We start from the raw sequence: 12,705 nt of genomic DNA on the forward strand, positions 1-12,705 counted from the left end.
GACAGGAGACAGCGTCAGATAGGAGACAACGTCAGACAGGAGACAGTGTCAGGAAGGAGGGCACGCGCTGGTCATGAGTCGGCACGGAGGTGGCACCCTGAGGTGACACCCTTTCGAGTCATCCCACCCAGCGGTAGTAGAAGCCGCGGCCTCTACGGGATTCATTAGACGGCGCCAAGAGACCGTCAGCTTCCAGCGACTTCAGGGGGGACCCCATGTTGCTAGCCTGTCCGTTGACGATGGAGGCCAGCTCCGCGGTGCTGATACGACCCCGACGCCGAGCATAGGACGCCGCCACGTCTGACCTGCTACGTGTGGTCCGTACGAATCCGGCCTCCGCATCGAGCCGACTCAGCACGTCCCTGGCCTGCGCTGTGAGCGACCATGCCGGCACGGCGTCCTCCGGAGCTCCGGCCACGGCTTCGACCAGCGCCTGTCCTTCAATCTGCGTGCCGGCCAAACGCTGCAGGACAGCACCTGCTTCCTCCACGGCGAGTTGGATGAGGTCAGCGGCGAAGGCCTCATCGATCCACCAGGCCTGTACCAGGTGACTCATCACGAGCAGCGAGGAGACATCCTGCGCCTCTCGTCGGGGATCCAGGCGGCTCAACCACGACATCCACGGTTCATCGAGCGCATCACCCAGTAGGGACACCCGCACGTACGGCCCCTCGATCTCCTGGATGGTGGGCCTCTGATGACCGTGGCGGATCATCTCACGCACCATCCGATCCACCCCCACACCCTGCCTCTCTGCCACCCGCAGGTCTGCAAGGAGTTGCGTCAGCGCCACATTCCGTGAGGCCGAGGGATGCGTGATGATGTTGGATTCGTTGACTCCCCCATAGAATCCGCCCGGGCTCGTCACTCGCAGGGTCCTGCCGATGTGTTCTACCCGCGTAGCCCCGTGGCTCCCCCACTCCCGGTGTGCGACACCGTTGACGATCGCTTCTCGTGCCGCCAGCACCGGAATATCACGAAGCTGTCCGACCACCAGACCGGTATGGATGTGCCGGGTGGCATTGTTCGCCTCGAACACCTGGAAAACCTCTGCCAGCTCCTCCAGCAGTGACCTATCCCTCCGATTGACCCGTGCCGTGCTGTCACCACCGGCGACCTCATGGTGGGTGTAGTCGAGTGCATTGGTGCCGCGTCCTACGAAAGCCAGCACTCCTGCGTTGGTAAGGACCTCGCCCTCTCCCACCACATTGAGCATCCGCAGCAGCTGTGGTGTCTCAGCAGCGGCGAGTTCCTGCGCCCGGTCTTCTCCGCTGTTGTAGAGGAACGAACGTGCGATCTCCACCGCCGCAGGCCGCACCTCTGAGATCGCCACCGTCGAGGGGGCTGCTGACCAGTCATAGCGGAGTTGGTGCATCTGACGTGTGAACCAAGTATTCGGATCCACCTCTTCGCATCTGTCATGCACTCGCCAGCGGATCTTCTTGTTGTATCTGACCGGCTCCATGGCCTGAGGCGAGATGACTACGAGCAGACGCGTCCCCCGGATCAGAGCCTCTGAGGTGTCGACCGTCAGCCTTCGGTCTGTCAGCTCATATATGCGGTGTCGCAACCAGTGGACATCAAGATTCGTCCCTATAAGCTCCCCGGCGTCTCCGACCCCGACGATGAGGGCTCCGCCGCCGGGGGTGTTCGCCATGCATGCGGCCTCTGAGGCCAGGTACTTCGCTGAGGCCTCGCTGCGGGGATCGCCGGGGATGAGCGTTCCGTGGGGGCCTCGTCGAGAGAGGTCCTCTTTCAGATCGACGTGGACACCTTCATGTCGGTGGTCGACGATGCCGCCGGACTGGAGCTCCTCCAGCAGCGCCTGGACTCGAGCTCTGACGGGGTCCTCTCCGAAAGTTATGGTCATACCCTCTAGGATGCCAGCATCATAATTAACTCGTCCATAAAATTATGACCTGGGACCGATCCGACGTCTTTCCATAGTTTTCTGCACGCATGGGAGCGGTGCCGGTTCGTGGGCATCACAGCAGAGCACCCGGCAACCCCTGGTCCTGGTCCCGTGGCCCGCCCCTCAGTAGTCCTGCGCCATGTCCTGGAAGCGGGCGTAGTGCCCCTGGAACGCGACGGTGATGTCCTTGGTGGGGCCGTTACGGTTCTTCGCCACGATGATGTCCGCCTCACCGGCACGCGGGGTCTCTTTGTCGTAGACCTCCTCGCGGTGCAGCAGCAGCACCATATCCGCATCCTGCTCAATGGACCCGGACTCACGCAGATCCGAGACCTGCGGGCGCTTATCAGTACGCTGCTCGGAGCCGCGGTTGAGCTGAGAGAGCGCGATGATCGGCACGTCGAGCTCCTTGGCCAGCAGCTTCAGCGTCCTCGAGAACTCAGAGACCTCCTGCTGACGAGACTCCACGCGTTTACCCGAACTGAGCAGCTGCAGATAGTCGAGCACCACCAGCTTCAGATTATGGCGCTGCTTGAGCCGTCGGCACTTCGCACGGATCTCCATCAGCGACATATTCGGTGAATCGTCGATATACAGCGGGACGTCGTTGAGCTTGTCCCAGGTCACCGCGACCTTCTGCCATTCCTCGTCCTCGAAGTTCCCGTTGCGGAAGTGCTGGAAGGGGATGCGTGACTCCGCCGACAGCAGCCTCATCGCGATCTCATGCCGCCCCATCTCCAGGGAGAAGAACGCCGCCGTCATGCCGTGGTGCACCGCCGCCGAGCGCGCGAAGTCCAGCGCCAACGTGGACTTACCCATCGCCGGACGTGCGGCCACGATGATCATCTGCCCCCCGCTGAACCCGTGGGTCAGCTCGTCGAGCTCCCGGAATCCGGTGGGGATGCCGGTCAGGCCGCCGTCGTGACTGGCGTTGGTCTCGATCTCATCGATCGTCGCCGGCAGGATATCGGCCAGGGAGACGTAGTCCTCGGACTGCCGGTTCTCCGCCACGTTGTAGATCTCACCCTGCGCCTCGTTGACGATGGCATCGACCTCACCGTCAGCGGTGTGGCCCAGCTGCACGATCTTCGTGCCGGCCTCGACCAGCCGCCGCAGGATCGCCCGCTCACGGACGATGTCAGCGTAGAACGAGGCGTTCGCCGCCGTCGGCACCGACTGCGCCAGATTATGCAGGTACGCCGGGCCGCCCACCCGCTGCAGCTCCTGCTTCTTCGTCAGGTGATCGGAGATGGTCACCACATCGGCAGGTTCGCCCCGACCGTAGAGGTCCACGATCGCGTCATAGATCAGTTCATGTGCGGGTCGGTAGAAGTCCGCACCGCGCAGCACCTCGACGACGTCGGCGATGGCGTCCTTGGAGAGCATCATCCCGCCCAGCACCGACTGCTCGGCGACGATGTCCTGCGGCGGCATGCGGGATTCACCGCCCGGCCCGGCGTCGTAGGCCTCCAGACTCACCGACTCTCCCCTCAGCTCATGATGATCAGTTCAGCTGGACTCAGGGCTCTAGACTACGCGGTGTCAGCACTACGTGTTCACCGTCGGCAGAGCACCCATCGGCAGAGCATCCGGCGGCCCGAGCGCACCAGTATGAGTATCGGTGGCGCTCACACCGATGGCGCTGGCACGGATAACACTGGCACCAGCCTGAGGAGGAACTGTGCGTTCACCGATCCCCGACTACCTCGACGAGGTGCTCGACACCTGTTCCTCGGACCGTTCCGGGCACGTCGCAGACTATATCGGCACGCTCGCCTCCGCGGATCCTGACGTCCACGCGCTGGCAATCAGTACCGTCGATGGATCGGTCTATGACGTCGGTGCACGGGAGCATCAGTTCACGATCCAGTCGATCTGCAAACCCTTCGTCTACGCCCTGGCCATCGATGACATCGGCCTGGACCGTGTGCTGCAGGCCGTCGGCGTCGAACCCTCCGGTGAGGCTTTCAACGAGCTGTCCCTGGAGGGCGGGACGGGCCGGCCGTACAACCCGATGATCAATGCCGGGGCCATCGCCTCCCACCAGCTGGTGCGCACCGATGTCTGGGATCCCGACCCGCACACGCCTGGCGGCGAGCACCGGACTGAGGACGTGCGCCGGCGGGTGGCCCGGGTGCTCGGCGGGCTCTCCGCCTTCGCCGGTCATGACCTGAGCATCGACTACGCCACCGCCGATGACGAGTTCGCCTCCGCCCACCGCAATATGGCCATCGCCCATATGCTGCGCAATCACGAGATCATCACCAATCCGCCGGCCGAAGCCGTCCGCGGCTACATCGACGTGTGCTCGGCGCTGGTCAGCGTGGCCGATATCGCTCTGATGGCCGCCACCCTGGCGAACTCCGGGGTCAACCCGGTCACCGGGGCGCGGGTGGTCTCACCGACCGCAGCGCGTCAGACGCTGTCGGTGATGGCGACCTGCGGAATGTACGACGGCTCAGGCCGGTGGCTCGCGCAGATCGGCATTCCGGCGAAGTCCGGGGTCTCCGGGGGGATCATCGGAGTGCTGCCGGGCCAGGTCGGGATCGCCAGCTTCTCTCCGCGTCTCGACGCGGTCGGCAACTCGGTCCAGGGCGTGCAGATGTTCGAGCGGCTCTCCGCGGATATGGGCCTGCACCTGATGAGCAACGAACAGCCCTCGAACACCGCCGTGCGGTGGATCGGCACCGTCGATGACGCCACCATGAGTCCCGCAGACGACGGCGCCCTCGGCGACGGCGGCGATCCCGGAGACGCGCTGCTTCCCGATGACGGCACCCCGCCGCTGGGGCTGCGGACCAGAGTGGTCCTGCAGGGCACCCTGCGGTTCTCCGGGGCTGAGCGCACGCTGCGCGCCGTCGTCGACTGCTGGGACTCCGGGGAGCTGCTGGAGACGGTGGAGCTGAATCTCACCCGCGTGGATTCGATCTCCGGAGCAGGGGTGCGGATGATCCGCGAGCTGATCCGGCGCTTAGAGCGCGACGGTCGGCACGTCGCCGTCGTCGATCCGGACCGTCTGCTCACCGTCTGACGGCCACACCGTCTGACAGCCTCACTGTCTGACCACCACACCGCCGGACAGCCTCACCTCACCCGTGGGCCGCTGCCTCTGCCGTCCGGCCGCCGGGCACCGGGTCCAGACCGGCCTGACGCCGGCGCAGAAGCGACTCATGTGTGGGCGCCTCGGGCGTGCCCTGAGGTGCTCGTGCCGCGACCTCCTGACGCAGCACCGGCACCACCTGCTCGCCGAGGATCTCGATCTGCTCCAGCACGGTCTCTAAGGGCAGTCCGGCGTGGTCGATCAGGAACAGCTGGCGCTGGTAGTCTCCGGCGTACTCGCGGAAGCTCAGCGTCTTCTCGATCACCTGCTCCGGGGTCCCCACCGTCAGCGGAGTCATCTTCGTGAAGTCCTCCAGCGAGGGTCCTCCGCCGTAGACCGGGGCGTTGTCGAAGTAGGGCCGGAACTCCCGGATCGCGTCCTGTGAGTTCGGGCGCATGAATACCTGTCCGCCGAGTCCGACGATCGCCTCCTCTGCAGTCCCGTGGCCGTAGTCGGCGAACCGCTGGCGGTACATGTCCACCATGCGACCGGTGTGCTCCTTGTTCCAGAAGATGTTGTTGTGGAAGAACCCGTCGCCGTAGTAGGCGGCCTGCTCAGCGATCTCCGGGGACCGGATGGAGCCGTGCCAGACGAAGGGCGCGACATCGTCGAGCGGGCGCGGAGTGGCGGTGAAGTTCTGCAGCGGTGTGCGGAACCGGCCCTGCCAGTCGACGTCGGTCTCCCGCCACAGCCGGTGCAACAGCGCGTAGTTCTCCACCGCCAGCGGGATGCCGGCACGGATGTCCTTGCCGAACCACGGGTAGACCGGCCCAGTGTTGCCGCGGCCCAGGGTCAGATCCACGCGGCCTTCGGTGAGGTGCTGGGCGTAGGCGTAGTCCTCGGCGATACGTACCGGGTCGGTGGTGGTGATCAGCGTGGTCGCCGTGGAGAGCCGGATGCGTTCGGTCTGGGCGGCGATGTGCGCCATGAGGATCGGCGGGTTGGCCGGGGCGACGAAGGGCGGGTTGTGGTGCTGGCCGGTGGCGAAGACGTCGAGGCCCACCTCCTCAGCCTTCTTCGCGATGGCGACGGTGGCGCGGATACGTTCATGCTCCGTAGGCGTGCGTCCGGTGGTGGGGTCGGTGGTGACGTCGCCGATGCTGAAGATGCCGAACTGCATGGTCTGCTCCTGGAGTGAGTGCTGGATACCCGAGGGAAGGATCTCAGAGGAGATTCCTTCAAATTTGAACTTCTGCGATCCAGAACGCCCGCCGTGCGCCAGCTATTCCCACACCCCACGCACAACGGGCCACAGCTTGTGGATCACTTGTGGAGAATGGGGCGAGAGAGGTTGCTATACACCTAACATGAGGTAGACGGCAAGCGGGCCGCGGGCCGACTCAGGGAGGGCGAAAAAAGTTAAACTCACAGGCGTGTCGCTACATCGCCCCAGGTCAGCGCAGGATTCGAAGGGAGTTTTCTGCCCTTCTCACAGCTTGTCCCCACGTTTCCCACAGGACACGCCGCACACTTCACACATTTTCCACAGCCCTGCGGATTGTCACGATTGCCCCAGCGGCCCCAGAGTCATATCGTGAGTTCTGGCCCTGTTCGCAGGGCGGGTATTGGCCGGAGACTATCTGGCGTGCATCCGCCCCTGGGGCTGACGGTGACGGCAGCTGATATGCCGTCATGCGGACAGCGGCGCAGGAGTCCCATGCGGTCATCTGCCGACCGTAGGGCCCGGTCGGAGAGCCTATGCACTCCGGGCGGCACCTGCATCGGGTCGCCGGGAGTTCGGCGAAGGGAAGGGAATCACGCCCGGACCATACGGGAGACCATATGGAACGGTCCGTGATTCTGCCGAACACCCCGGCGATCCGGTCGCGTCCGAGAGCTCTGCGCCGCGTCCGCCCCTCTACTGCTTTCCAGCTGTGCCTTCCGCCGTCGATCTCGCAGCCTATAGCGCACGGCCCCAGCTATTGCGCACGGCTCAGCCTTCCAGCGGTTCGCGCATCCCCGCGACGATGGCCTCCAGCCAGATCGGCATCGTCATCCGTGCCTCCAGGGTGTCCGGGTAGCGACATCGCAGATGCAGACCCCGCTCATTGACCACGAACCAGATCATCACCCCATCAGTACGGATGACCGCGGAGACATGCTGCGGTTCCAGAGCGTCATCGACGGCGACGGGCAGCCGGCGGTGATCCAACCACGACATGGCGAACATCCCCGGCGCGGCCGGCATCCCCCCGTAGGGGCGCATGATGGGCTCCATCGGAGTGGACCCCAGGCGGATCGCCTCTCTGACGGCGGCCTTGGACGCCTGCAGGTCGGGATCGTCATTCTCCAACACGGCATTGGTGATGAACCAGCCGACGGAGTCGAACCATTGCTCCGTGTCACGGCTGTGGACCGGGAACACCGTGCGCAACGGCTGTCCGCTGTCCTGCAGAGCCAGCCGTGTCAGCACCGAGACGGCGACCGCGAGGAGCCTGACCTGATGAGAGGCCGCGTAGTCCTCCAACTGCGCCAGCTCCTGAGCGTCGACGACGTCGTGGATTTCGACGACCTCCTCGCAGGGAACGCTCAGGTCTCCCAACGGCAGCGGGAACGTGGGCATCACCTCACCGCCTGCCCGGATGATCTCCCGCCACCGGGCCGTCAGCTCCGCGGAGGCGGCGGGGCGCTGCTCCAGCATGGCGGTATGCGCCGCGAAGGGTTGGGCCACCGGCAGGTCGGCGCCGACAGGCCTCCCGGCCTGGAGATCAGCAAGACATGCGGTGAGGTCCCGGGCCAGGACCAGCAGCGACCAGGCATCGACGTGCGAGTGGTCCGCGCCGATGATGACCTGAGGGGTGCGCTCCGGTGTCTCGACCACGCAGAGCCGGTGTGCGGGGGCGGCGAAGGGCTCACAGACGTCGTCGAAATGACGGCGTAAGGTCTCGCGCACCTCAGCGGCGGAGGCCTCCTCGGCGAGTGTCTCCCAGCACCCCGGGTGGACTGTCATCTCGGTGAGCAGCAGCTCCGGCTCAGAGAGGTCTGTGCCGGGATCCTGGTTGACGGACCGATGCTGCACTGAACCCGAGTGCGTGAACACGGTGCGCAGGGTCTGATGCCGCGCGATGACTGCCATCCACGCCGCAACGATCTGCGCCTGATCCGCCGCGGTGGGAAGCTGAATCGCCACCGCCATCCAGGATCCAGGCCGGGAACCGAATCCGACGTGGCGGGCCTGGTCGAAGGAGATCGGCAGCTGATCCTCGGGCGCAAGCGGTTCTGCCGGAGGGTCGGCGGTGAGGGAGAAGCTGGAGACCCGGCCGGTCTGGGTCTGCATCCTGGCCACAGAGGTCAGCCGCATACGCGTAGTCTAGAGGCGAAGAGAACCACGTCACGCATCCCTGTCCGCGCGTCGTCGCGGGGCGCTCACAGGGCCGCGGCCCAAGGCGAAAGAGGCGAAACCTGTGGGGATGTTCCAGGTCACCGGAGCCCAGCTGCATGTCCGCAGCACTGGTGACGGACCCCCCGTGATCCAACTGCACGGCCTCACCTCTAGGGCGTCGCGTGAGCGCGCGGCAGGCTTGGATATGACCGTGGCACTGACCGGCGTGCGTACGCTGCACATCGATGCTCGGGCACACGGGGAGTCCACGGGGCGGCCGAATCCTGAGGACTATGTGTGGCCTCAGCTGGCGGAGGACCTGCTGCAGGTGCTCGACGTCGTCGCCCCCGGAGAGCGTGTGACTGCTGCCGGGCCCTCGATGGGTGCGGCGACTCTGCTGTATGCCGCCCTGGAAGATCCCGGCAGGTTCAGCTCCCTCACCCTGCTGGTGCCGCCCACCGCATGGGAGACCCGGGCTGGGCAGGCGAAGAACTATCTACGTTCGGCGGGGATGGTCGAGACGCTGGGGGTGGCGGCCTTCGCGCGGCTCGGACGGCTGGCCCCACCGCCCCCGGCCCAGGCAGACCGGACGAAGGAGACGATGCCGTCGGTCTCCCGGGAGCTGCTGCCCTCCGTGTTCCGTGGTGCGGCCCAAACCGATCTCCCGGATCCGCAGCGGCTGGCTCAGTTGGACCTGCCCTGCCAGATACTGGCCTGGACCGACGACGCCGCCCATCCCCTCTCCACCGCCGACGAGCTGCACCGCCTGCTTCCACATTCCACTCTGGGCATCGCCGAGACCCCTGAGCAGCTACGTGCCTGGCCCGAACTCGCCGCCGAGTTCATGGCTGAGCACGGGGGTCTCACCAACGAAGGAATCCGACCTGCGGGCGATTCTGCGCCCGCTCCGAGACAGGAGCAGATATGACCACACCATCATCGGTGTCCGTGACCGACCGCTTCGCGATGACCGCTGAGGAGCAGCGCCGGATGGAGGAGCTCTACAAGGAGCTCCACGCCCACCCGGAGCTCTCCATGCAGGAACACCAGACCGCCGAGCTGCTCGAGAATCTGCTCGAGGAGCTCGGAATCGAACACTTCCGCTGCGGCGGCACCGGCGTCGTCGGCGTCCTGCGCAACGGAGACGGACCGACTGTGGCCTTCCGTGCCGATACCGACGGCCTGCCGATCGCCGAAGATACCGGCCTGCCCTACGCCTCCGAAGCGCAGGGCACCCTCCCCGACGGCACGGAGGTACCGGTGATGCACGGATGCGGCCATGACACCCACATCACCTCACTGGTCACCGCCGCTCGGCTGCTCGTCCGCGAGAAAGACGCCTGGTCCGGGACGGTGGTGCTGATCTTCCAGCCCGGTGAAGAGACCGGTGCCGGCGCCCAGGCCATGATCAACGACGGGCTCTGGGACCGGGCACCGCATCCGGAGGCGGTGCTGGGGCAGCACGTGTGGCCGGACCGCGCCGGCAGTATCCAGCTGACTCCCGGCCCTACGATGGCCGCTGCCGACTCACTGCGGGTGACGGTCTTCGGCAAGCAGTCGCACGGCTCGCAGCCGCAGAGCGGGGTGGATCCCATCGTCCTCGGAGCCGCGATCGTGATGCGGCTGCAGGGTATCGTCTCCCGGGAAGTCAGTCCTCTGCAGTCCGCGGTGGTCACCGTGGGGACTTTCCACGCCGGGCTGAAGGAGAACATCATTCCCGACCGTGCGGAGTTCACAGTCAACATCCGCTCCCTGGAGGCGGAGGTCCGCTCCCAGGTGCTCGCCGCGGTGGAGCGGATCATCCGCGCGGAGGCGCAGACATCAGGAGCCCCAGAGCCTACGATTGAACCGATGTACGAGTTCCCGCTGAACCACAACGACGAGGAGACCTCTCACCGGGTCCTCGACGCTCTACGCGGCGTTCTCGGTGACGAGAACGCAACTCTCGGCACCCCGCGGATGGGCTCCGAGGATTTCGGGCGTCTGGCCTCGGCCATCGGTGTGCCCTCCGTGTTCTGGTTCTTCGGCGGCTTCGACTCCGTGGATGAGGACACCCCCGTCAACCACTCGCCGTTCTTCGGCCCGGTGATCGAACCGACCCTGACCACCGGTACCCGTGCGGCTCTGGCCGGGATCCTGGAGTGGGTGGGTCAGTGACCCTCCCCCCGCAGCCACCAGCAGGTCCCCCGGGGTATGGCGCCCCGGGGTACCCACCTGGTGGTGGCCTGCCCGATAACGGAGTTCCGGGGTACCCTGCGGCACCGTATCCAGCTCCTGGGTACCATCCTTGGGAGCCACCGAACCGGGGGCGGCCGTTGTGGGGCCTCGCGATCGCCCTCTACTGTGCGCTGTTCATCCCCGCGACGGTGGGCAGTGTCATGCTGATCTCCATCAGCACGCTCAGCTGGCTCGTCAGTGCATTTGCGGGCTACGACGGGGATCAGGGCTCTTCGACATTCTTCATCATCACCGCGATCCTCGGCCTCGGCACCGCATTTCTGCTCCTGATGCTCCCCGGCACTGCCGCCGCCTGGGCGATCACCCGCCGCTTCTGGCGGGGGCTACTCCACGGATTGTGGACGGTGATCCCGACTGCTGCTGTGATCATCGTGCTCGGTCTGCTCTGGGGCCTGCTGGGTCAGCTGGCTCAATAAGAACCTCTCTGCGCCACCCGCCAGACCCCTCTGACTGTCTCAGAGCGGGAATGCAGATGCTTCCGCTACCTCTGTGCGTCGGGCTCGTCATATGGTGCAGCCCGACGCACATTCATAGCATTCCGGCAGGAACCCCCGCACATGGGCTCGCCCCGAGCTGATCTGAGCTCGCCACAAGCTGACCTGACACAGAAGGGCCCCGGATCCAGTTCAGATCCGGGGCCCTCATTGCTTAAGCACCGAGAGTGGCCTCTCAGCGCAGCAGACTCACTTCTCGGCGACGACCTGCAGGTCGAGAGTGGCCGAGACGTCGGCGTGCAGCTTCACGCTGGCGGAGTAGCTGCCGACTGCCTTGATCCGCTCCGGGATCTCAACGGTGCGCTTGTCGATCGAGCCCAGGCCTGCGGCCTCGACAGCCTCAGCGACCTGCGCCGGGCCGACGGTGCCGAACAGGCGCCCGGACTCACCGGTCTTCACAGCGACCAGCACCGGTGCCGACTGCAGCTTCTCGGCGACCTGCTGAGCCTCCTCGACGGTGGCGATCTCGCGGGCGGCACGTGCGGCGCGCAGGCGCTCCACGTCCTTCTCTCCGCCCTTGGTCCAGGTCATCGCGTAGCCGCGCGGCAGCAGGTAGTTGCGTGCGTAGCCGTCCTTGACCTCGACGACGTCGCCCGCAGCACCCAAGTCGGTGACTTCCTGAGTCAGGATGAGCTTTGCCATATCAGTAGTTCCTTTCCTTCCCAGTCAGTCCCGGATCAGCCGCGACCCGCGCCGGAGTACGGCAGCAGGGCCATCTCACGGGCGTTCTTGATGGCCTGGGCGATCTTGCGCTGCTCCTGCACGGAGACGCCGGTGACGCGGCGCGCACGGATCTTTCCTCGGTCGGAGATGAACTTCCGCAGCAGAGCGGTGTCCTTGTAGTCGATGACCTTGATGTCAGCAGCCTTCAGCGGGTTCGCCTTGGGCTTGGGCTTCTTGATGTCAGCCTTTGCCATCGTGGTGCTCCTTCACTTGATCGGAGCCCGCAGCCTTCACTGCGGGATGGTGTACAGATGTCTTTCGAGCCGCTCCGCCGTCATTGACGTCGGATTCCCCTGATCAGCTGATCAGAAGGGAGGCTCGTTGCTGTCAGGGGTGTCCCAGCCGCCGCCGGAGGGCTGGCCGCCCCACGGATCGTTGGAGGGACCGGAGCTGTCCCAGCCGCCGGACTGTCCGCCGGAGTTTCCTCCGCCGAACCCGCCGGAGGGCTGGCCGCCGCCGAAGCCACCGCCGGAGGACTGGAATCCTCCACCGCCTCCGCCGCCGCGGCCCTGCCGCTGCACGTTCGCAGTGGCGAAGCGCAGGGACGGGCCGATCTCGTCGACGTCGAGCTCCCAGCTGGTGCGGTTCTCACCCTCCTTCGTCTGGAAGGAGCGGGCCTTCAGACGACCCTGAGCGACCACGCGGGTGCCCTTGGTGAGCGACTCGGCCGCGTTCTCAGCCGCCTCACGCCACAGCGAGCAGCGCACGAACAGCGTCTCTCCGTCCTTCCACTCGTTCGCCTGGCGGTCGAAGAACCGCGGGGTCGACGCGATGGTGAAGTTCGAGACCGCCGCACCCGAAGGGGTGAAGCGCAGCTCAGGATCAGCGGTGAGGTTTCCGACAACGGTGATGATGGTCTCGCCGGCCATGTTCAGCTCCTAGGTGATGTACCTGACAGGGGTCGGACCTTGCGGTC

General features: G+C 65.8%; 11 protein-coding genes. 4 read left to right on the forward strand and 7 right to left on the reverse strand.

Annotation, left to right across the window (positions count from 1 at the left end; all coding sequences use genetic code 11):
- Positions 1-118: 118 nt before the first annotated feature.
- Complete coding sequence (locus RIL96_RS09005; protein ID WP_310548690.1) at positions 119-1,870, reverse strand: RNA/DNA-binding domain-containing protein; 1,752 nt, start codon at positions 1,868-1,870, stop codon at positions 119-121.
- 165 nt (positions 1,871-2,035) lie between these two features.
- Complete coding sequence (gene dnaB / locus RIL96_RS09010; protein WP_310548745.1) at positions 2,036-3,346, reverse strand: replicative DNA helicase; 1,311 nt, start codon at positions 3,344-3,346, stop codon at positions 2,036-2,038.
- Between the two features lie 247 nt (positions 3,347-3,593).
- On the opposite strand from dnaB, the gene glsA reads away from it, so the two are divergent.
- Complete coding sequence (glsA, locus tag RIL96_RS09015) at positions 3,594-4,943, forward strand: glutaminase A (protein ID WP_310548691.1); 1,350 nt, start codon at positions 3,594-3,596, stop codon at positions 4,941-4,943.
- A 58-nt stretch (positions 4,944-5,001) separates the two neighbouring features.
- On the opposite strand, the gene RIL96_RS09020 is transcribed toward glsA, so the two are convergent.
- Together RIL96_RS09020 and RIL96_RS09025 are read right to left on the reverse strand one after the other, a co-directional pair.
- Positions 5,002-6,132, reverse strand: coding sequence for an LLM class flavin-dependent oxidoreductase (locus RIL96_RS09020; protein ID WP_310548692.1), 1,131 nt, complete (start codon positions 6,130-6,132; stop codon positions 5,002-5,004).
- A gap of 813 nt (positions 6,133-6,945) precedes the next feature.
- Entirely contained in the window at positions 6,946-8,313 is a 1,368-nt protein-coding gene (locus tag RIL96_RS09025) for a condensation domain-containing protein (protein ID WP_310548693.1), read from the reverse strand.
- A gap of 109 nt (positions 8,314-8,422) precedes the next feature.
- On the opposite strand from RIL96_RS09025, the gene RIL96_RS09030 reads away from it, so the two are divergent.
- From RIL96_RS09030 to RIL96_RS09040, 3 genes are all read left to right on the forward strand, one after another.
- A complete protein-coding gene (locus RIL96_RS09030) occupies positions 8,423-9,262 on the forward strand; it encodes an alpha/beta fold hydrolase (protein WP_310548746.1) in 840 nt (279 codons plus the stop codon).
- A 38-nt stretch (positions 9,263-9,300) separates the two neighbouring features.
- Positions 9,301-10,491, forward strand: coding sequence for an amidohydrolase (locus RIL96_RS09035; protein WP_310548747.1), 1,191 nt, complete (start codon positions 9,301-9,303; stop codon positions 10,489-10,491).
- A 221-nt stretch (positions 10,492-10,712) separates the two neighbouring features.
- Positions 10,713-10,988, forward strand: coding sequence for a hypothetical protein (locus RIL96_RS09040; protein WP_310548694.1), 276 nt, complete (start codon positions 10,713-10,715; stop codon positions 10,986-10,988).
- Between the two features lie 267 nt (positions 10,989-11,255).
- Here the strand turns inward: RIL96_RS09040 and rplI are convergent, their stop codons facing one another.
- The 3 genes from rplI to RIL96_RS09055 all read right to left on the reverse strand — a co-directional run bounded on the left by rplI (position 11,256) and on the right by RIL96_RS09055 (position 12,658).
- Positions 11,256-11,708: a 50S ribosomal protein L9 gene (rplI, locus tag RIL96_RS09045; RefSeq protein WP_310548695.1), complete on the reverse strand. Its 453-nt coding sequence runs from the start codon at positions 11,706-11,708 to the stop codon at positions 11,256-11,258.
- Positions 11,709-11,743: 35 nt separating this feature from the next.
- Positions 11,744-11,983 (reverse strand): 30S ribosomal protein S18, encoded by a 240-nt coding sequence (gene rpsR / locus RIL96_RS09050; protein WP_261624929.1) that lies wholly within the window; start codon positions 11,981-11,983, stop codon positions 11,744-11,746.
- 111 nt (positions 11,984-12,094) lie between these two features.
- Positions 12,095-12,658, reverse strand: coding sequence for a single-stranded DNA-binding protein (locus RIL96_RS09055; RefSeq protein ID WP_310548696.1), 564 nt, complete (start codon positions 12,656-12,658; stop codon positions 12,095-12,097).
- Between the last annotated feature and the right edge of the window lie 47 nt (positions 12,659-12,705).

This window comes from Nesterenkonia aerolata (assembly GCF_031470965.1).
Lineage (GTDB): Bacteria > Actinomycetota > Actinomycetes > Actinomycetales > Micrococcaceae > Nesterenkonia > Nesterenkonia aerolata.